The sequence below is a fragment of the Mesorhizobium sp. P3_A10 genome (assembly GCF_056403175.1).
Map to the genome: position 1 here is coordinate 552,430 of NZ_JBFUFZ010000004.1, position 18,807 is coordinate 571,236.

At 64.4% G+C, this 18,807-nt stretch carries 18 protein-coding genes and 1 pseudogene; 4 read left to right on the plus strand and 15 right to left on the minus strand.

What is annotated here, in order from left to right; translation table 11 throughout:
- Positions 1 to 266: 266 nt before the first annotated feature.
- The 14 genes from dhaK to AC1DXU_RS19470 all read right to left on the minus strand — a co-directional run bounded on the left by dhaK (position 267) and on the right by AC1DXU_RS19470 (position 13,020).
- Positions 267 to 1,253, minus strand: coding sequence for a dihydroxyacetone kinase subunit DhaK (gene dhaK, locus AC1DXU_RS19405; RefSeq protein ID WP_477371555.1), 987 nt, complete (start codon positions 1,251 to 1,253; stop codon positions 267 to 269).
- Between the two features lie 33 nt (positions 1,254 to 1,286).
- On the minus strand, positions 1,287 to 1,712 hold the full coding sequence (locus AC1DXU_RS19410; RefSeq protein WP_477371556.1) for a hypothetical protein: 426 nt from the start codon (positions 1,710 to 1,712) through the stop codon (positions 1,287 to 1,289).
- Positions 1,713 to 1,720: 8 nt separating this feature from the next.
- Entirely contained in the window at positions 1,721 to 3,307 is a 1,587-nt protein-coding gene (gene ptsP / locus AC1DXU_RS19415) for a phosphoenolpyruvate--protein phosphotransferase (RefSeq protein WP_477371558.1), read from the minus strand.
- Positions 3,291 to 3,593, minus strand: coding sequence for an HPr family phosphocarrier protein (locus AC1DXU_RS19420; protein WP_477311362.1), 303 nt, complete (start codon positions 3,591 to 3,593; stop codon positions 3,291 to 3,293). Before AC1DXU_RS19420 ends, ptsP begins: the two co-directional genes overlap by 17 nt.
- Before the next feature lie 22 nt (positions 3,594 to 3,615).
- Complete coding sequence (gene dhaM / locus AC1DXU_RS19425) at positions 3,616 to 4,005, minus strand: dihydroxyacetone kinase phosphoryl donor subunit DhaM (RefSeq protein WP_023738108.1); 390 nt, start codon at positions 4,003 to 4,005, stop codon at positions 3,616 to 3,618.
- On the minus strand, positions 4,002 to 4,601 hold the full coding sequence (gene dhaL / locus AC1DXU_RS19430; protein WP_477371560.1) for a dihydroxyacetone kinase subunit DhaL: 600 nt from the start codon (positions 4,599 to 4,601) through the stop codon (positions 4,002 to 4,004). The genes dhaM and dhaL overlap by 4 nt, the downstream gene beginning before the upstream one ends.
- Positions 4,602 to 4,680: 79 nt before the next feature.
- Entirely contained in the window at positions 4,681 to 6,324 is a 1,644-nt protein-coding gene (locus AC1DXU_RS19435) for a dihydroxyacetone kinase subunit DhaK (RefSeq protein WP_477371562.1), read from the minus strand.
- Between the two features lie 71 nt (positions 6,325 to 6,395).
- Positions 6,396 to 7,409, minus strand: coding sequence for an ABC transporter ATP-binding protein (locus AC1DXU_RS19440; protein ID WP_477371564.1), 1,014 nt, complete (start codon positions 7,407 to 7,409; stop codon positions 6,396 to 6,398).
- Positions 7,402 to 8,514 (minus strand): ABC transporter ATP-binding protein, encoded by a 1,113-nt coding sequence (locus AC1DXU_RS19445; RefSeq protein WP_477371566.1) that lies wholly within the window; start codon positions 8,512 to 8,514, stop codon positions 7,402 to 7,404. Before AC1DXU_RS19445 ends, AC1DXU_RS19440 begins: the two co-directional genes overlap by 8 nt.
- A 3-nt stretch (positions 8,515 to 8,517) precedes the next feature.
- On the minus strand, positions 8,518 to 8,724 hold the full coding sequence (locus AC1DXU_RS19450; protein WP_477311372.1) for a hypothetical protein: 207 nt from the start codon (positions 8,722 to 8,724) through the stop codon (positions 8,518 to 8,520).
- The gene (locus AC1DXU_RS19455; protein WP_477241238.1) at positions 8,721 to 9,671 is read right to left on the minus strand and encodes a carbohydrate ABC transporter permease; all 951 of its coding nucleotides are present in this window, start codon (positions 9,669 to 9,671) and stop codon (positions 8,721 to 8,723) included. The genes AC1DXU_RS19450 and AC1DXU_RS19455 overlap by 4 nt, the downstream gene beginning before the upstream one ends.
- Positions 9,668 to 10,615 carry a carbohydrate ABC transporter permease gene (locus AC1DXU_RS19460; RefSeq protein WP_477241872.1) on the minus strand — a complete coding sequence of 316 codons (948 nt, stop codon included), beginning with the start codon at positions 10,613 to 10,615 and terminating at the stop codon, positions 9,668 to 9,670. The genes AC1DXU_RS19455 and AC1DXU_RS19460 overlap by 4 nt, the downstream gene beginning before the upstream one ends.
- A gap of 106 nt (positions 10,616 to 10,721) precedes the next feature.
- A complete protein-coding gene (locus tag AC1DXU_RS19465; protein ID WP_477371568.1) occupies positions 10,722 to 12,053 on the minus strand; it encodes an ABC transporter substrate-binding protein in 1,332 nt (443 codons plus the stop codon).
- Positions 12,054 to 12,330: 277 nt separating this feature from the next.
- Positions 12,331 to 13,020 (minus strand): PIG-L deacetylase family protein, encoded by a 690-nt coding sequence (locus AC1DXU_RS19470; RefSeq protein ID WP_477371569.1) that lies wholly within the window; start codon positions 13,018 to 13,020, stop codon positions 12,331 to 12,333.
- A gap of 26 nt (positions 13,021 to 13,046) precedes the next feature.
- Between AC1DXU_RS19470 and AC1DXU_RS19475 the strand changes: the two genes are divergently transcribed.
- The 4 genes from AC1DXU_RS19475 to AC1DXU_RS19490 all read left to right on the plus strand — a co-directional run bounded on the left by AC1DXU_RS19475 (position 13,047) and on the right by AC1DXU_RS19490 (position 18,480).
- Positions 13,047 to 13,937, plus strand: a complete 891-nt coding sequence (locus tag AC1DXU_RS19475; protein WP_477371571.1) for a DMT family transporter — start codon at positions 13,047 to 13,049, stop codon at positions 13,935 to 13,937.
- Positions 13,938 to 14,030: 93 nt separating this feature from the next.
- A complete protein-coding gene (gene hrpB / locus AC1DXU_RS19480) occupies positions 14,031 to 16,493 on the plus strand; it encodes an ATP-dependent helicase HrpB (RefSeq protein ID WP_477371573.1) in 2,463 nt (820 codons plus the stop codon).
- Positions 16,494 to 16,526: 33 nt separating this feature from the next.
- On the plus strand, positions 16,527 to 17,852 hold the full coding sequence (locus AC1DXU_RS19485) for an ActS/PrrB/RegB family redox-sensitive histidine kinase (RefSeq protein WP_477371574.1): 1,326 nt from the start codon (positions 16,527 to 16,529) through the stop codon (positions 17,850 to 17,852).
- Positions 17,853 to 17,916: 64 nt separating this feature from the next.
- Positions 17,917 to 18,480: an ActR/PrrA/RegA family redox response regulator transcription factor gene (locus AC1DXU_RS19490; protein WP_477371576.1), complete on the plus strand. Its 564-nt coding sequence runs from the start codon at positions 17,917 to 17,919 to the stop codon at positions 18,478 to 18,480.
- Positions 18,481 to 18,602: 122 nt separating this feature from the next.
- On the opposite strand, the pseudogene AC1DXU_RS19495 reads toward AC1DXU_RS19490, so the two are convergent.
- A pseudogene (locus AC1DXU_RS19495) lies at positions 18,603 to 18,807 on the minus strand (IS110 family transposase); the annotation flags it as partial.

Below are 18,807 nucleotides of genomic sequence, written 5' to 3' on the forward strand. Positions count from 1 at the left end.
AACCCGGGGAGCGGTACGAATTAAAGGGATTATCGAAAGATGGTCGCAGAAAAGCACGGCGGAAGCCAGTGCGGCTAAGTTGACTTTGACAGGTCCATTCTTACACTCCCCGTTGCAAAACAAGGGGCATTGATATGAGCAAGAAGAAATATGAGGCGCCCGTCCTGCGCAAAGCCGGAAAATTGTCCGGCGTTACAGCGGGTGGCGCTCCGTCAGGCCCCGCGGGCTGATAGGTCCGAACGGGCGTCTCGGCGCAGGCATTCCGGTTACATGCCCCAGCGCAGCGCTGCCGTGTGCACCGGCGCATCCCATAGTGCGGTCGTTTGCGCGTCGAGCACGGTCAGCGTGATCGAGCAGCCGGCCATGTCGAGCGACGTCACATACGACCCGACCAGTGAGCGGGTGACCTGAACACCGTGCGTCTCGAAGATTTTGCGGGCGCTGTTGTACATCAGGTAAAGTTCCATCAGCGGTGTGCCGCCGAAGCCGTTGACGAACAGCAGCGCCGGGCCTTTCGCGGCGTTGCCGAGATCACCGACGATCGCGGCGCAAATCTCCTCGGCAATGGCATCGGCGCTCTTCAATGTGTCGCGCCGGCGGCCCGGTTCGCCATGGATGCCGACGCCGAATTCCATCTCACCGTCGCCAATGGCGAAAGTCGGTTTGCCGGCCGCCGGCACCGTGCAACTGGTCAGCGCCACGCCCATCGAGCGTGTAGCCGCGTTTACGCGCTCGCCCAGCGTCTTCAAAGGCTCCAGCGCCAGGCCTTGCTCGGCCGCGGCGCCGACGATCTTCTCGACCACCAGCGTGCCGGCGACGCCGCGCCGGCCGGTGGTGTAGGACGAATTCTCCACCGCGACATCGTCATTGGTGACGATCTGCAGGATGCCTTCCGACATTTCGGCGGCCATCTCGAAATTCATCACGTCGCCTTCGTAGTTCTTGACGATGAACAGGCAGCCGGCGCCGGTGTTGACGGCCTCCGCCGCCGCCAGCATCTGGTCCGGCGTCGGCGAGGTAAACACCTGGCCGGGGCAGGCGGCGTCCAGCATGCCGTGCCCGACCAGGCCGCCATGCAGCGGCTCGTGACCCGAGCCGCCGCCCGAGATCAGCGCCACCTTGCCCGGCTTCAAGTCCCTGCGGCGGACGAATTTGTGCTCGTCGCCGAGCACGAGAATATCGGCATGGGCGGCGACGAAGCCATCGAGGCTTTCGGTCAGCACCGTGTCCACCGAATTCAGGAATTTCTTCATGGTGTCCTCCCGACACAAACGCGCACGAGACGATCAGCCGCCACCTTTGCCGGTGATGCTGGTGATCTTCTGGATGAAATCATTGACCGCCCTGTCGAGCGCGGCATTCTGCTTGTCGTCGCCGAAGTCGGGAACGATCAGCGAGACATGCCGCGTCTTGCGCAAGCCTGATGCCACCGACATCTTTCCCGGATGCGCCTGATGGTAGGCGGCGAGGAAATGATCACGCTCGGCCGGGCTGAAATGGCAGACCGAAAAAATAGCCGGCAAATGTTTTGACGGTATCGGCACCGAATAGGTCGGGCTGGAAATTTGCGTGACGAAGCTGCGGTGTTTTCCCAGCGCGTCGGCAAGGCGCTGGCGCATGCCGGACGGGCGTTGGTCGATGACCTGCGACAGGATCGTCTTGTAGGCGCGGATCGCCGCTTCGGAACCGGGTTCGGGAATTGTCTCGGCCATGCCGGCGCCTAGATCGCGGCGTCCGCGATGGCCGCCTTGGCCATGGCGAGCTGGGCGGGCACAACGGAGAGGTCGCGCAGGCCGGCGTCGAGCAGCGCCGGGATCGAGACCGGATCACCGCCGGCATCGCCGCACAGGCTGACCGCAATTCCGTGCGCTTGGCCGAACGCGGCGACCGAAGCGATCAGCCGCAGCACAGCCGGATGCCGGACCGAATTCAGATGCGCGACCGCGGCATTGTCGCGGGCAGCCGCCATCACATATTGGGTGAGGTCGTTGGAACCGATCGAGAAGAAGGCGACATCGGCGAACGCCTCCGGCGCGATCGCCACCGACGGCACTTCCACCATGATGCCGAGCGGCGGCATCTTTTGCGCGATACCGCGCGCGGCGAGCCCGGCCTGCTCTTCCGCAAACAGGGCGGCGGCACGGGCATATTCGTCAGCAATGGTGATCATCGGGAACATCACCTTCAGATTGCCGTGGACGGCGGCGCGCAGCAAGGCTCGGATCTGCACCCGAAAGATCTCGGGTCGCGCCAGCGACAGCCTGATGCCGCGCAGGCCGAGGAACGGATTGGTCTCCTCCACCGTGAAACCGGGCACAGGCTTGTCGCCGCCGGCGTCCACGGTGCGGATGGTCGCCGGCTTGTCGCCGGCCCATTCCAGCACCTTGCGATAGGCGCGATATTGCCTGTCCTCGTCGGGCAGCGTCTTGCCGAACAGGAATTCGGTGCGCATCAGCCCGACGCCGTCGCAGGTCGAAATGTCGATGCCGTCGACATCGGACGGATCGGCGATGTTGAGCTGTACCCGTATCGCCGTCCCGGCTTTCGTCACCGCCGGCTTCGCCAGATAGGTTTCCGCTTTGTCGCGGCGCGCGGCGAAGGACGACGACGATCGGCGGAACGCTTCGATCTCGGCCTTGGACGGCGAAAGCATGATGCCGCCATGCTCGGCATCGAGCAACGCTATCCCGGCAAGATGAGCCGGTGAAGCACCGAGCCCCACCACCATCGGCACGCCGCGCGAGCGCGCCAGCATGGCGACATGGCTGGCCGTGCTGCCGGCCTTCAGCGCGATGCCGCCGCCGGAACTCCAGTCGGTTTCGAGAAAGCGCGTTGGTGCGATGTCGTCGCCGTAGAAGATGGCGCCGGCCGGCACGGCAATGTCGCCGTCCTCGGTCAGTGCGCGCAGCACCTGGTCCCTGATGTCGCGCATGTCGGCCGCGCGGGCTCGGAAATAGTCCTGGTCTGACGTTTCATAGCCGGCAATCTCGGCGTCGAGCGCCTGCCGCCACGCCATATCCGCTGGCATACCGGACGGGATCGCGGCAAAGGCCGGGCCGGTCAGCGCGTCGTCCTCCAGCATGGCGAGCTGGAATTCGAGAATGTCGGCGGCATCGCCTTCGCTGGCTTCGATCAGCGCGGCAAGCCGGCCAGTCGCAGCGTCGATCGCTGTCTCGAGCGCGGCCTTTTCTTCTGCCGAGGTCGCTTTGCCGGCGTAGGGCGCGGTGGCTCGGTCGAGATCGAACAAAGGCCCTTCGGCATAGCCGGCCGAGGCCGAAATGCCCTGCAGCCTAAGCGGTTCGGGCATGGTCCGCGCCCTCGTCGAAATCGCGCCGCACCAGCTCGACCAACGCACCGACCGCTTCTCCGGCGCCGTCGCCCTTGGCCCTGATATGCAGCATTGTGCCCTTGGGCGCCTTGGCCGCCATCACCTTGACGATGCTCTTGGCGTCGAACCACGGTCCATTGGCGGCGAGCGCCACTTCGACCTCGGCCGCAAACGTCTTGGCGAGCTTGGTGAACTTCACCGAAGGGCGCGCGTGCAGACCCACCTCGTGGGTGATCAGAACGGTGGCTTCGGCAGATGCGGACATGCTGTGAAAAATTCCTGTTACTTCACGACGGCGACAATTCGTGCGCCGTCGCCACCACTTCCTTGAGTGAGGCGCCTCCGGACGCCTCCGTCGCCGCCATCACTGCCCCTTCGACGATCGGCGCGTTGCAGACGATGATCTTTTGCGCGCGCGGCTCACCGATCATCTCGACCGCCATCTCCGAGTTGGTCTCGGCGCCGCCGAGATCGACGAGGATGGCCACACCCGCTTCCGACCAGGCCTTGTCGATGGCGCCCATGATCGCCTCGACACTGGTTCCCAGCCCGCCATGGCCGTTTCCGCCGCACCATGCAAGCGGCACTTCGTCGCCGACCATCTGGCGCACCATGTCCGCCGTGCCTTCGGCGACCAGCGGTGAATGCGATACGATGACGATGCCGACATTGCTCATGCTTGCCCCTCGATGCTTTCCGCGACAGCCCGCACCAGCAGCGCTGTCGAGCGCCCGCCGGCGTCCATATGACCGATCGAGCGGTCGCCGAGGAACGAGGCGCGCCCGCGCAATGCCTTCATCGGCACGGTGGCCTCGGCGGCTCCGTCGGCGACATCGACGATCTCCGCCGCCGTCTTTCCCTGCAGCAGGGCGTCATGCACCGGCTGCAGCACGTCGAGCATGGTCTTCTGCCCGACCTGCGATTTGCCCCTGGCTGCCACCGCTTCGATTGCCTTGCCGAAGGCAGCCGTCAAATTGGCGCGGTCCGGTTCCGCCGAAATCTCCTTGCCGAGCGCTATGAACAGCGTGCCGAACAAGGGTCCGGAAGCCCCGCCGACGGTCATCACCAGCTTGGTGCCGATCGCCTTCAGCGCTTCCGGCAATGGCTTTGCCGCGAACGCGTCGGCCTCGGCCCGCAGTGCCTCGAAGCCGCGCTTCATGTTCAGCCCATGGTCGCCGTCGCCGATCGCCTGGTCGAGCGCGGTCAGTTCGTCGGCATGCGCCGCGATCGTGTCCGCCGCGGCCACAACCAGCCTGGAAAGGTCCAATGTCATGTCACCTGTGCTCTTGGTTCCTGCTCTTTCGGCAGCGTGGGAAGGTGCCCTTTCCGACGATCCAAGCATAGTCCCCCCGTCAGGCCGCTTCGTGCAACGCGGCCACCGCCGCGAAGACTTCGGCCACGGCACAAGCGCCGGGGTCAACAACACCGTAAAGCTGGCTGCCGATATAGGCGGACCGCCCGGCCTTTGCCTTGCGCATGGCGGCGGTCGCCTCGGCGCCCTGGCGAGCCGCCGCGGCAGCGCCTTCCAGGTCACCGGCGTCGAGCGCGTTCAGGGCTGGCTCCAGGGCATCGATCATGGTGCGGTCACCAAGCTTTGCGCCACCGTAGAAGGTCATCCGCTCAAGCCCCACAAGCAGCGCCCTAGGCAGCGTCGAGCCGTCATTGAGCGCCTGCGCCGCCGCCGTGAAGAAGATCGACAACAGCACCCCGCTGGAGCCGCCCATGGACGCGCTCAATATGTCGCCCAGCGCGGCAAGCGTGGCGGCAGGGTCGGCAAGCGGCAGCGTGTCGAGCCGGTCGAGAACGCTGCGCGCGCCGGTCGCCATTGTCGAGCCGGTGTCGCCGTCGCCCGCTTTGGCGTCCAACGCGTTCAACGTCTCTTCGAGCGCGATCAGCCTTTCGCAGATCGTGGCGACGAGGCGCCTGGTGCGAGCATCCGCGCTGGCTTTTTTTGCCCCGCCTTGAGAGACCGGCTTCGCCGCCGGCACCACGATCAGCGGAAGAACAGGCTTTGCCGGCATCCAGGCATGCGGACCGACAGGCGCGCGCAAGGCTGCCTCGCGCGCCGCATCCAGCCGGATCAGCGACAAAGAGAAGCCGTTCATGTTGAGCGCCGTCATCAGCGGCCCGGGTCCGATCGTCAGCGTCACGGTCCTGGCCAGCGGCGACACCAGCACCGCGTTGGCGAGCAGCGACATTTCCAGCGGCGGCACAGAACCGAGATTGTTGATCAGCAAGGCGTAGTCGCTGGCCGGATCGAGGCGCGCGGCAAGGCGCTCCAGCATGATGGCCACCAGCCTGTCGGCGCTTTGCACGGCGATCCGCTCCACACCCGGCTCGCCATGAATGCCGAGGCCGAGCTCGCCGTCATTGTCGCCAAATCTTTCTTCATGCGGCTGGCCGGGGATCGAGCAGGACGACAGCGAGAGGCCGAGGGAAACGATGTCTGTCGCCGCAGCGCGTGCCGCCGCGGCTATGGCCGCCAGGTCTTGGCCGGTTTCCGAGAGATAACCGGCGATCTTGTGCACGAACAAGGTACCGGCGACGCCGCGCGGCTGCGTAATGTCGGGCAGGGCGATGTCGTCGGCGACGATCACCATCTCGACCAGAAGGCCTTCGGCGCGCGCTTTCTCGGCCGCCAGTCCGAAGTTGAGGCGATCTCCCGTATAGTTCTTGACGATCAGCAGGCAACCGGCAGGGCCGGTGACCGCGCGAATGGCCGCCAACACCGCTGCAACGCTCGGCGAGGCAAAGATCTCTCCGGAAACCGCGGCCGTCAGCATGCCCTTGCCAACGAAGCCGGCATGCGATGGCTCGTGTCCGGCGCCGCCGCCGGAAACGATGCTGACTTTCGACTTGTCCCAGTCAGCGCGCAGCACGACCTTTATCTCGGGATAGCCATCCAGGCGGGCAAGGTCACCGGCGCCGATCGTGCCGAGAAAGCCACCCAGCGCCTCGGTGACGATCGTTTCCTTGCGATTGAAAAAATGCTTCATCGAATTCGTCCAGTCCCGCAATCGTCAGTCAGAAATCGGCATTACCCCCAAGGGCAATGCCCGCTAGCCATTCACATCAGCCTTTGCCCATCCGCACCGAAATACAGCGGCGATCGGTAGCGGATCATCACCTTGTCGCCTTGCGCCAGATCCGTATCGGGATCGGTCAGCGTCACCAGCTTCTTGCTCCCCACCGTCACATGCAGGTGGTTCTGGTCGCCCAGATGTTCGACCCAGTCGACGACGCCATCAGAATGGCCATTCGCCGCCTTCTCGATCGACAGATGTTCGGTGCGGGCGCCGATCATCTTGGTTCCCGCCGGCGTGCCACCATCGGGCAGCAGTCCGGTCGGCAGCAGGTTGATCGCCGGCTGGCCGAGCCGTGCCGCGACATGAAGGTTTGCCGGCTCCGAATAGATATTTCGCGGCGTGCCGATCTGCACCAGCACGCCCTCATTGAGGATGCCGATCCGGTCGGCCATAGTCATCGCCTCGATCTGGTCGTGCGTGACATAGAGCATGGTGGCGCCAAGCTCGGTCTGGATCCGCTTCAGTTCGAGCCTGAGATCGGCGCGCAGCTTGGCGTCGAGCGACGACAGTGGCTCGTCCATCAGATAGATCGACGGCTTGCGCACCAGCGCGCGGCCGATGGCGACGCGCTGCATCTCGCCGCCCGAGAGCTTGGTCGAGCGGTTGTTCAGCTTGTGGTGGATGCGCACCATCTTGGCGACATCCTCGACGCGGCGGCGGATCTGCTCCTCCGGCATTTTTCGCGCCGGCGAGCGCAGCGGAAAGGCGAGGTTGTCGAAGACCGATAGGTGCGGATAGAGCGAATATTGCTGGAACACGAAAGCGGTGTCGCGCTCGGCCGGCGACAGGATCGTGGCATTGTGGCCGCCGATATGGATGGTGCCGCTGTCCGGCCGCTCCAGCCCGGCGATCAGCCGCAGCGTCGTCGTCTTGCCGGCCCCAGTCGGCCCGAGCAGCACGACGAATTCACCATCGGCGATGTGCAGATCGAGATTGTCCACGGCGACCTGCTCGCCGAAGTTCTTGCTCACGCTTCTGATGTGCACGTCAGCCATGCTGTGCTCTCCCCTTGGAGACAGTGTCATGGATCGCGGTGCGCACCGCGCGGCCGGATCCCTTCTCGAACAGCGACAGCCGCGCGCTGCTTAGCGTCAGGCCGACGTGATCGCCCGCGGCGAGCCGGATTTCGGCTGGCACCCGTGCCTTGATGATGCCGTCCGCCGTCTCCACCGCGACGATCTGCGTGGTGCCGAGATATTCGGTGCCGTAAATGGCACCACGCAGTTTCGAAGCGTCGTCGAAGCGGATGTGTTCGGGCCTTATGCCCAGCGCCATGTCGGTCGGGGCGATATCCTCGCGCACCTGCGGCACCGCCACCTTGGCGCCTTGCACCACGATCTCCCTGGCGCCTTTGGCGAGCCCGCCGCCGAACCCCAAAAAATTCATCGGCGGCGAGCCGATGAAGTCGGCGACGAACATGGTTGCCGGCCGGTCGTAGATCTCACGCGGCGTGCCGAACTGCTCGATAACGCCGTGGTTCATCACCGCGATCTTGTCGGCCATCGACATCGCTTCCATCTGGTCGTGCGTGACATAGACCGTGGTGGCGTGGATGCGGTTGTGCAGCTCGCGCAGCTCATGCACCATCAAATCGCGGAATTCGGTATCGAGCGTCCCCAGCGGCTCGTCCATGAGAAAACATTTTGGCCGCCGCACGATGGCGCGGCCGAGCGCCACACGCTGGCGATCGCCACCGGCGAGACCTGAGACGGATTTGTTAAGCAGATGGTCGATGCGCAACAGTTTTGCCGTCTCCTCGACGCGTTGGCGGATCTCGGCCGACGGCATGCCTTGCGCCAGCAGCGGGAAGCCGATGTTCTTGCGCACATTCATATGCGGATAGAGCGCAAACAGCTGGAACACGAAGGCGATGTCGCGCTCGCGGGCGCGGCGCATGGTGACGTCGTCGCCACCCAGCAGGATCTCGCCGCCGGTCGGCAGTTCGAGCCCGGCGATCATCCTGAGCGTGGTCGTCTTGCCGCAGCCTGACGGCCCCAGCATGACAAAGAACTCGCCATCCTCGACGACGAAGTTGGAGTCCTGCACGGCGACGAAATCGCCGAAGGCCTTTCTCAGATGCTGAACCCTGATCTCAGCCATCGTCTACTCCGGGAACTTCGATACGATGATGAACATGACGGTGCCGGCCAGCATGGTGATGAAGGAATAGGTGTATAGCGACAGCGCGAAGGGCTGGAACAGCATCAGGAAGCCGATGGCGATCAGCGCCGTCGCAATGTTTTCCATGAGGCCGCGCCTGGCCCAGACCGGCCAGCGCGACTTGCGTTTCTGAGGCTTGATCATTGTCATTTGCGCACCGCGCCGAAGGTGATGCCGCGCAGCAATTGTTTGCGCAGCAGGATGGTGAAGACCAGGATAGGCACCAGGAAGATCGTCGTGCCGGCGGCCACCGCCGGCCAGTCCTGACCGCCTTCGCCGATGATGGTCGGGATGAAGGGCGGCGCGGTCTGCGCCGTGCCCGAGGTCAGCAGTGCGGCGAAGGCATATTCGTTCCAGGCAAAGATCAGGCAGAAGATGGCGGTTGCGGCAATGCCGGTGGTCGCCTGCGGCAAAACCGTGCGCCAGAATGCCTGCAGCCGCGTGTAGCCGTCGATCATCGCCGCTTCCTCATATTCGCGCGGGATCTCGTCGATGAAGCCCTTCAGCAGCCACACTGCGAGTGAGACGTTGACCGCGGTGTAGAGCAGGATCATGCCGAGCGCGGTGTCCGACAGGCCGAGCTCGCGGTACATCAGGTAGATAGGGATCGCGACCGCGATCGGCGGCATGAAGCGCGTCGACAGGATGAAGAACAGAAGGTCATCGGCCAGCGGCACCTTGAAGCGTGAGAAGCCATAGGCCGACAACGTGCCGAGAAACACCGCGCAGAAGGTCGAGCCGAAGGCGATGATCAGCGAATTGAGAAAGCGCGGCAGGAAGTTGGAGGGGCCGGCGATGACCATGTTGCGCTTGCGCGTGGTCTCGTCGCAGAAGCCGGTCGCCGGTCCGAGCGAATTGATGTATTCCGGCGTTTGCCGCGTCCGCGTCGTGAACAGGTTGCAGTAGCCTTCCAGGCTCGGCTGAAACAGGATTTTTGGCGGATAGGCGATCGAATCCGGTGGCGTCTTGAAGCTGGTGGCAAAGATCCACAGCAACGGCACGATCGAGATCAGCGCGTAGGCGACGATGATGGCGCCGGCGATCCGCTTCGAATTTGCCGACGGCGCGACGACCGAATGGGCTGATGTCAGGCTCATCTCTGCTTCACCTTGTTGAGCGCCTTGACGTAGATGTTGGCAAGGCCGAACACCGCGACGAACAGGATGATGGCGAAGGCCGAGGAATAGCCGGTGCGCCAGCTTTCGAAGGCCTGCCGCTTCAGTGTGATCGAGGCGACCTCGGTGGTCGAGCCTGGTCCGCCGCCGGTGAGCAGGTTGACCATGTCGAACATTTTGAAATTCTCGATGCCGCGAAACAGCACCGCCAGCATGATGAAGGGCAGCGCCATCGGCAGCGTGATCGACCAGAACTGCCGCCAGTTGGAGGCGCGGTCGACCTCGGCCGCCTCATAGATGTATTCGGGGATCGAGCGTAAGCCGGCGAGGCAGATCAGCATCACGTAGGGCGTCCACATCCAGGTGTCGACGATGACGATCGACCAAGGCGCCAGCGAGACGTTGGAGAGCATGCTGATCTCTGTCGGCGGAATGCCTGATACAAACGACACGGCATAGGCGAACAGGCCGATCTGCGGCTCGTAGAGGAAGCGCCAGAAATTGCCGACCACCGCCGGTGACAGCATCATCGGCACCAGGATGATGGTCGTCCAGAAGGCGTGGCCGCGGAACTTGCGGTCGATCAGCCAGGCCAGCGTGAAGCCAATCACCGTCTGCAACAGGATGGTCCAGAACACGAAATGCGCCGTCGTCTGCATGGCGATCCAGATGTCCTTGTCGCCAAGGATGCGCTGGTAGTTGGCAAAGCCAAGGTTTTTCACCACCTCGTTGGGCCGATTGGCGCGGTAGTTGGTGAAGGACAGATAGATCGCCCAGAACAGCGGGAAGATGTTGATGGCGAGAAGCAAAAGCATCGTCGGCGAGATGAACAGCCAGGCGAGGCCCTTGTCGCTGATGCCGCGGACCTTGCGCGCCAACGGCTCCGGGGTCGCCCGGGCAACGCTGTCCGCAGTCCGATTGAGCATGGTGAGTCCTGCTTCGGTCACGTCAAGTCTCGACAATGGAATTTATCTGAACTGCGTCCCGTGCCAAGGGTGGCACGGGACGCTCCGGTCGGGCTCGGGAGGAGCCTTACATCTTGCCGTCGTCCTGGAAGACCTGCGTCCAGTCCTTGACCAGGCCGTCAAGCGCATCCCTGGCCGAACCCTGGCCGGCGACGACATAGTCGTGGAAGCGCTTCTGCGACGCCTGCAGCAGCGGCGCGTAGCTCGGCTCGGCCCAGAAGTCCTTCACGATGGCCATCGAGTCGAGGAAGGTCTGCGCGTAGGGCTGGCTGGCCGGGAAGCCGGGATCCTTGACCACCGCGTTGAGGCAGGAATAGCCACCGAGCGACCACCACTTGGCCTGTACGTCCTTGTTGGCGAACCACTTGATGTATTTCAGCGCCGATTCCTGCTTGTCGGAATAGGACACCACCGAGATGCCCTGACCACCGAGCTGGGCGAACTGGTCGCCATCGGGACCCTTGGGATTGACGAAATAGCCGATCTTGTCGCCGCCGACATTCTCGTCTTTCTGCAGGCCCGGCCACGTGAAGGCGAAGTTCATGTGCATCGCCACCTGGCCGGATTTGAAGGCATCGACGCCTTCGCCCATGTAGCTGTTTGAGGCACCCGGAGGGGTGCAGCAATCATAGAGCGCCTTGTAGAACTCCAGCCCCTTGACCGATTTGTCGGAGTTGACGAAGCCTTCCATCTCGTAGGGCTTGTCGGGGTTCTCGTATTTGAAGCCGAAGCTGTAGAGCACGTCCATGGCGCCCATGGTGATGCCTTCGGAGCCGCGCTCGGTATAGATCGAGGCGCCATAGACGGTCTTGCCGTCGATCTCGCGCTTCTGGAAGAATTCGGCGATCTGCTTCAACTGGTCGAAGGTGGTGGGAGGGCCGAGATCCCAGCCATACTTTTCCTTGAATTCCTTCTGCAGTTCCGGCTTGGAGAACCAGTCCTTGCGATAGGTCCAGCCGACGACGTCGCCCATGGCCGGCAGCGCCCAGTAGTTCGGCGTGTTCTTCGGCCATTCCGAATAGCCGACGACGGTGGCCGGCACGAAGTCGTCCATGCTGATCTTCTCCTTGTCGAAGAAGTCGTTCAGCTTGACGTAGTGGCCGTTCTCGGCCGAGCCGCCGATCCACTGGCTGTCGCCGATGATCAGGTCGCACAATTTGCCGTGCGAATTCAGTTCGTTGAGGAAGCGGTCGGCATAGTTGGTCCATGGCACGAACTCGAACTTCATGCCGATGCCGGTTTCCTTGGTAAAGTCCTTGGACAGTTCCACAAGTGCGTTTGCCGGATCCCAGGCGGCCCAGCAAAGCGTCAGATCTTCTGCATGCGCGGCGTTCGAAAAGCCCGCCGAGGCAGACATCGCCGAGGCCAGTCCCAACGCCAGTTTCAAAGTCGATTTCATGCCTTCCTCCCATTTGCGAAACGCGTCCGGATGACGGTTTCAAGAGCCTTCAACCCCTCTCCTCCGGGGCCTAAACATGGCGGCGCAGCGGCGCGGCAGATGTTTAGTAATTTGTTTAGTGATGCAATTTTTACTAAACAACGCAAGCGAATTCGTCGCTGCACCGCAGCATGTTACGGCGAGGCCGGTTGCTGGCCGGAAAAAGCCTTTGATTTACAAGGCGAGGCTCGGTGAGGACGGCAGCGCAGTCAGATGTGTCGACTCGCTTGCGAACCGATCACGTGATCGTTTTGGTGCTGACCATCACCGTCCGGATCGGCGGCGCCGGCGGCAACAAGGCGCGGATATCGGCGAAGGGGAACACCGGCTCGAAGCGAAAAGCCTCCGCAAAAGAGCCGGTCGCGCCATTGCACTGGGCGGCGCGAAAAGCGTTCTGCGTGCACGCCGCGTCGACAAAGCGCTCGGGATCCTGTGACTGGTGCGCCCGGATCGCCTTTGCCTTGAGATCGAAATGCGCGGAGACATCGACATAATGTGTCGGCGAAAAACCGGTGCCGCCGAGTGTGTCGGCATGCAGCACCGGCACCGCGAATGACGTCGCGATGCGCACGCCATCCGATAACGCGCGATGGTCGCCGTGATAGTCGTTCGGCGCATGCGTGATCGCCAGGTTTGGCTGCACCGCGCCAATCAGCGTCTTGAGAGCGCCGATCAATGCCGAATCCGCAATCAGTTCGCCATCCGGAAAGTCGAGAAAGAGCGGCGTCACGCCAAGCAAGGCGGCGGCCGCAGTCGCCTCCTCACGGCGCGCACGGGCCAGAGAGCCGGGATCACCTTTGCCGCCCTTGGCGCCATCCGTGGCTATGGCGAAAATCAGTTCTGCGCCTTGCGTGGCATAGGCGGCCATCGTACCGAACATGAAAATCTCGATGTCGTCAGGATGCGCACCGAGCGCCAGTACCTTCACTTCACTCTCCCTGGAAATGGAAAAACGTGACGAACGGAATCCTGCTCGCCCTCATCGCCTATGCAAGCTATTCGTGCTGCGATGCCGTTGTCAAAAGCCTGGGCGGGCAGCTCACAGTGTTCGAGATCGGGCTCTTCTCGACGCTGTTTGCCGGCTTCTTCCTTCTCTTCACCCGGCCAGACGGCGAACGCTGGCGCGATTTCTGGCGCACCAGGCGGCCCTGGGCGGTGCAGGCTCGTGCCTGGGCGGGCATCGCGTCGGGCGTGCTCAGCGTCTATGCCTTCACCACCATCCCGCTGGCCGAAGTCTATGCGCTGGTCTTTCTGGCGCCACTGTTCGTCACCATCCTGGCCACGCTGGTCCTCAAGGAGCAGGTTGGCCCGTGGCGATGGTTCGCTGTGTTTGCCGGCTTTGTCGGGGTCATGCTGGTCGTTCGCCCGGGCTTTCGCGAACTGCATCTCGGCCATCTCGCTGCCTTCTGTATCGCCTTCCTCGCCGCAGCCAGCATCATCCTGATGCGTTCGCTGGCCGCCGAGGAAAAGCGCACGACCATGCTCGGCGTGCTGGTCGGCTATGGGCTGTTGTTCAACGGCATTGGGGCTGCGGCGACGTCTTTTTCGCTGCCGGACGCGAGGCAACTGGCCTGGCTGGTGCTTGCCGGCGGCTTTGCCGCCGGTGGTCTGTTGCTGCAATTGTTGGCGGCGAAATACGCGCCCGCCAACCGGATTGCGCCGACGCATTATTCGCAGATCGTCTGGGCGGTGATCCTCGGCGCACTGTTCTTCCAGGAATATCCCGATGTCCTGTCGCTGGTCGGCCTCGCAATCGTCGGCGGTTCCGGCCTGCTGACCATGGTGCGCGAGGAGGCGAGGCTGGGCACGGTGCGCTGGAACCCGTTTTCGCGGACCCGGCTTTGATCCAGCCAGCTAGATCGGTTGCGCGGCAGCCATCGCCGCTGATATGCGGACGCTGCTTATGTGCCGCGATTGGATGAACACGTCCGTGGGACGATGACCAGAAAACCTCTGCCGGAGCTTCCGGTTTCCGCCGTCCTGCCGGCGCTGAGCCATGCGCTCGGTCGTGGCAACAGCGCTGTGCTGGTGGCACCGCCGGGTGCTGGCAAGACGACGCTGGTGCCGCTGGCGCTGCTCGACGCGCCCTGGCTTGGCACCGGCAAGATCATCCTGCTCGAGCCGCGCCGGCTCGCCGCTCGCGCTGCCGCCCGCCGCATGGCCGAACTGCTCGGCGAGGAGCCGGGCGACACTGTCGGCTATGCCATGCGCATGGAAAACCGCACTTCGGCGCGAACGAAAATCCTCGTCGTCACTGAAGGCGTGCTGGCGCGCATGATCCTCGACGATCCGGAGCTGCCGGGTGTTGCGGCAGTGTTCTTCGACGAATTCCACGAACGCTCGCTCGACGGCGATTTTGGCCTCGCGTTGGCGCTCGACGTGCAAGGCGCGCTGCGGCCCGATCTGCGATTGCTGGTGATGTCGGCGACGCTCGACGGTGCGCGTGTCGGCAAACTGCTTTCCGGTGCGCCGGTGATCGAGAGCGAAGGCCGCGCCTTTCCCGTCGACATTCGCTACGACGAACGGCCTGCTGGCACCACCATCGAGGACGCCATGGCCAAGGCGATCCGTGCGGCGCTGGCCGACGAGAGCGGCAGCGTGCTGGCCTTCCTGCCCGGCCAGCGCGAGATCGAGCGCACCGCCGAGCGCTTGCTCGGCCGCATCGGTGCCGACACCGACATCGTGCCGCTCTACGGCATGCTCGACGGCAAGGCGCAGGACGCCGCGATCAAGCCGGCGCCGCCCGGCCGCCGCAAGGTGGTTCTGGCGACGTCGATCGCCGAGACCTCGATCACCATCGATGGTGTGCGTGTCGTCATCGATTCCGGCCTGTCGCGGCTGCCGCGCTACGAGCCGGCCAGCGGCCTGACGCGGCTGGAGACGGTGCGTGTCAGCAGAGCTTCCGCCGACCAGCGCGCCGGCCGGGCCGGGCGCACGCAGCCGGGCGTCGCCGTGCGGCTCTGGCGAGCCGAGCAGACGGCGGCTCTTCCCGCCTTCACGCCGCCGGAAATCCTCGAGGCCGACCTCTCCGGGCTGGTGCTTGATTGCGCCGCTTTTGGCGTTGCCGATCCGGCCAGCCTGTCCTTCCTCGATCCACCGCCGGTCCCGGCACTCAATGAGGCAGTCGCCCTGCTTCGTGCGCTCGACGCCGTCGACCGGGCAGGGCGCCTGACCGAGCAAGGCGCCGCGATGCGCCGACTGGCGCTGCCGGTGCGGCTGGCGCATATGGTCGCTGAAGCGGCAAAGGCCGGCCATGCCTTCGAGGCCGCCATGCTCGCCATGCTGCTCACCGAGCGCGGACTGGGCGGCGACGGCGCCGACCTCGAACGCCGGCTGATGCGGTTTTGCTCCGAGAGATCGCCACGCGCCGCCGCTGCGCGCCAGCTTGCCGAACGGCTGGCCAAACAGGCTGGTGGCGGCAAAGACAATGAGCCGGCGTCCGCCGGCTCCCTCCTGATCCATGCCTGGCCGGATCGCGTCGCCAAGGCGCGCGGCGAGCGTGGCCGATTCGTGCTGGCCAATGGCTCTGGCGCCATGCTCGACGCCGCCGATCCGCTGGCCGGCGAGACCTGGCTCGTCGTCGCCGACCTGCAGGGCAAGGCCCAGAACGCCCGCATCACCGCCGCGGTGACGGTTGACGAAGCCGACATTCGCGCCGCGCTCGCGGAAAAAATCGAGGCCCGCCGCGAAGCGAGTTTCGACCGCGACAGGCGCGCGGTGCGTGTGCGCGAAACCGTTCGTCTCGGCGCCATCACGCTGTCCGAACGCATGCTGCCGGCGCCTAACGGCGCCGATGCCGATCGCGCCATCCTCGACGCCTTGCGCCAACATGGGCTGTCGCTGCTGGAGTGGGGCAAGGAGGCGGAGACGCTGCGCCAGCGGCTCGGCTGGCTGCATCGCGGCCTCGGCGCGCCCTGGCCCGATGTTTCAGATGCTGCACTTCTCGAACGTCTCGACGACTGGCTGCTGCCGTTTCTCTCGGGCGCGGCGTCGTTCTCGGCGATCAATTCGGGTGCGCTTTCCCTAGGCCTTATGGCATTGGTGCCGCACGACTTGCAGCGCAAGATCGAGGTGCTGGCGCCGACCCATTTCGATGCCCCGTCGGGCAGCCACGTGCCGATCCGCTATGACGGTGAATGGCCGGTACTGGCGGTCCGCGTCCAGGAGCTGTTCGGCCTCGACCGGCATCCCGCGATCGCCAACGGCACCGTGCCGATGACGCTCGAACTGCTGTCGCCGGCGCACCGGCCGATCCAGACCACGCGCGACCTGCCCGGCTTCTGGCGCGGCTCCTGGGCCGATGTGCGGGCCGACATGCGCGGCCGCTACCCCAGGCATGTCTGGCCGGAAAATCCGCTGCTTGCCGCCGCCACCGCCCGCGCCAAACCGCGGGGGACCTAGCGCTGCAAGCCTCTCGCCTATAATCGTAAGCCGATGATCAAGATCCTGCGCACACCCGACTTCCAGCAAAGCCAGCGGCTGCGCCTCAACACGCTGATCCGGCTGCGCTGGCTGGCCATCGTCGGTCAGAGCCTGGCGGTACTTGTGGTCGCCTACGGCTTGAAATTCCCGCTGCCGGTCAGCATCTGCTTTGCGCTGATTGCTTGTTCGGCCTGGATGAACCTGTTGCTCACCTTCCGCTACCCGGCGGCGCATCGGCTGACCCCGCTCTCGGCGTTCGGCATCTTGACCTTCGACAGCCTGCAGCTTGCCGGCCTGCTCTACATGACCGGCGGCCTGACCAATCCGTTTTCGGTGCTGCTGACCGTGCCCGTCGTCATCTCGGCGGCATCGCTGCCGCTGCGCCTTACCGCCGTCCTCGGCGCGCTGGTGATCGCGGCGGCGAGCTTGCTGGTTTTCTTCCATTCGCCGCTGCCCTGGCACGACGACGCGCCGCTGGCGATGCCGTTCGTTTATGTCGCCGGCATCTGGATGGCGGTGTTCTCCTCGATCGCCTTCACTGCGATCTACGCCTTCCGCGTCGCCGAGGAAGCACGCTTGCTGGCCAACGCGCTCGCTGCCACCGAGCTGGTGTTGCAGCGCGAGCAGCATCTGTCGGCACTGGATGGTCTCGCGGCCGCCGCAGCACATGAGCTGGGCACACCGCTCGCCACCATCACGCTGGTCGCCAAGGAGATGGAAAAGGCGCTCGGCAATGACCCGAAATACCGCGAGGACGTGACGCTGCTGCGCTCGCAGAGCGAGCGCTGCCGCGAAATCCTCAAGCGCCTGACCAGCCTGTCATCCGAGGGCGAGGCGCATCTCTCCCGGCTGCCGCTGACCTCGCTGGTCGAGGAGGTGACCGCCCCGCACCGCGATTTCGGCATCTCGATCAAACTGCGGCCGGGCGAGCGCATCGGCCCGGAACCGGTCGGGCGGCGCAATCCCGGCGTCATTTACGGCCTCGGCAATCTGGTCGAAAACGCTGTCGATTTCGCCCGCAAGACCGTCACCGTGCGCTGGGATTGGGACGAGGCTGCCGTCACCTTCTCGATCATCGACGACGGGCCGGGCTTTCCGCCCGAAATCATCGACCGCATCGGCGAGCCCTATATGTCGACGCGCCAGGGCAACGAAGCCGGCGGCGGCCTCGGCCTCGGGCTTTTCATCGCCAAGACCTTGCTCGAACGCTCGGGCGCGACGCTCGATTTCCGCAATTCGAGCGGGCTGGGCGAGGGCGCCGTCGTGCATATAGCGTGGCCGCGCAGCGTCTTCCTCAATCCGGAATCGGCCTCGGCCAGCATGTTTGACACAGCCTAAATTGGACAATGGCGCTCCGGAACGATATCTGCGTAAAATTAAGGCAGCAGGATTTTCAAAGACGATGACAGGCGACGAGACAATTGGTGCAATGGTTGAGGGCGAGGACACCTCGCTGCTGATCGTCGACGACGACAAGCCATTTCTCACGCGCCTTGCCCGCGCCATGGAAACCAGGGGTTTCGTGGTCGAGACGGCCGAGAGCGTCGAGGAGGCGGTGGCCAAGGCGCGCGCCAATCCGCCGGCCTATGCGGTGGTCGACATGCGGCTCGGCGACGGCAACGGCCTCGATGTCGTCGCCGCCATTCGCGAGAAGCGCGACGACGCCCGTGCCATCATCCTCACCGGATATGGCAACATCGCCACCGCGGTGACGGCGGTGAAGCTCGGCGCCATCGACTATCTGTCGAAGCCGGCCGATGCCGACGACATTTTTGCAGCGCTGACCCGCACCGCCGGCGAACGCGCCGCGCCGCCTGAAAATCCGATGTCGGCCGACCGCGTGCGCTGGGAGCACATCCAGCGCGTCTACGAAATGTGCGACCGCAACGTCTCGGAGACAGCGCGCCGGCTCAACATGCATCGCCGCACGCTGCAGCGCATACTGGCCAAGCGCGCACCGCGTTAAGATTGCCAGGCGCGCGGGAGACGGCCAATCGTCGAAGTCGGCGCTGCCCCTCATTGCCCTGCCGGGCATTTCTCCCCGTATACGGGGAGAGGATGCCGGCAGGCAGGTGAGCAACCGTGCTTTCATATCGATGCGGGGTTCCAGGATTTGTTGGTACGCATCATGGCGTTGAGGGTGGTGATAAGCTTGCGCATGACGGCCACAATGGCGACCTTTGCTTCCTTGCCTTTGGCCCGTAGGCGCTGGCGAAAGGCGGCGAAGATGGGGTTATGCACTCCGGCGCTGAGCGCAGCCATGTAGAGGACGTTGCGGACCGACTCTCGACCA

What these genes read in the sequence shown, in the direction of transcription:
- dhaK (WP_477371555.1), bottom strand. Translation starts at nt 1,253, where the DNA reads ATGAAGAAATTCCTGAATTCGGTGGACACGGTGCTGACCGAAAGCCTC.
- AC1DXU_RS19410 (WP_477371556.1), bottom strand. Translation starts at nt 1,712, where the DNA reads ATGGCCGAGACAATTCCCGAACCCGGTTCCGAAGCGGCGATCCGCGCC.
- ptsP (WP_477371558.1), bottom strand. Translation starts at nt 3,307, where the DNA reads ATGCCCGAACCGCTTAGGCTGCAGGGCATTTCGGCCTCGGCCGGCTAT.
- AC1DXU_RS19420 (WP_477311362.1), bottom strand. Translation starts at nt 3,593, where the DNA reads ATGTCCGCATCTGCCGAAGCCACCGTTCTGATCACCCACGAGGTGGGT.
- dhaM (WP_023738108.1), bottom strand. Translation starts at nt 4,005, where the DNA reads ATGAGCAATGTCGGCATCGTCATCGTATCGCATTCACCGCTGGTCGCC.
- dhaL (WP_477371560.1), bottom strand. Translation starts at nt 4,601, where the DNA reads ATGACATTGGACCTTTCCAGGCTGGTTGTGGCCGCGGCGGACACGATC.
- AC1DXU_RS19435 (WP_477371562.1), bottom strand. Translation starts at nt 6,324, where the DNA reads ATGAAGCATTTTTTCAATCGCAAGGAAACGATCGTCACCGAGGCGCTG.
- AC1DXU_RS19440 (WP_477371564.1), bottom strand. Translation starts at nt 7,409, where the DNA reads ATGGCTGACGTGCACATCAGAAGCGTGAGCAAGAACTTCGGCGAGCAG.
- AC1DXU_RS19445 (WP_477371566.1), bottom strand. Translation starts at nt 8,514, where the DNA reads ATGGCTGAGATCAGGGTTCAGCATCTGAGAAAGGCCTTCGGCGATTTC.
- AC1DXU_RS19450 (WP_477311372.1), bottom strand. Translation starts at nt 8,724, where the DNA reads ATGACAATGATCAAGCCTCAGAAACGCAAGTCGCGCTGGCCGGTCTGG.
- AC1DXU_RS19455 (WP_477241238.1), bottom strand. Translation starts at nt 9,671, where the DNA reads ATGAGCCTGACATCAGCCCATTCGGTCGTCGCGCCGTCGGCAAATTCG.
- AC1DXU_RS19460 (WP_477241872.1), bottom strand. Translation starts at nt 10,615, where the DNA reads ATGCTCAATCGGACTGCGGACAGCGTTGCCCGGGCGACCCCGGAGCCG.
- AC1DXU_RS19465 (WP_477371568.1), bottom strand. Translation starts at nt 12,053, where the DNA reads ATGAAATCGACTTTGAAACTGGCGTTGGGACTGGCCTCGGCGATGTCT.
- hrpB (WP_477371573.1), top strand. Translation starts at nt 14,031, where the DNA reads ATGACCAGAAAACCTCTGCCGGAGCTTCCGGTTTCCGCCGTCCTGCCG.
- AC1DXU_RS19485 (WP_477371574.1), top strand. Translation starts at nt 16,527, where the DNA reads ATGATCAAGATCCTGCGCACACCCGACTTCCAGCAAAGCCAGCGGCTG.
- AC1DXU_RS19490 (WP_477371576.1), top strand. Translation starts at nt 17,917, where the DNA reads ATGACAGGCGACGAGACAATTGGTGCAATGGTTGAGGGCGAGGACACC.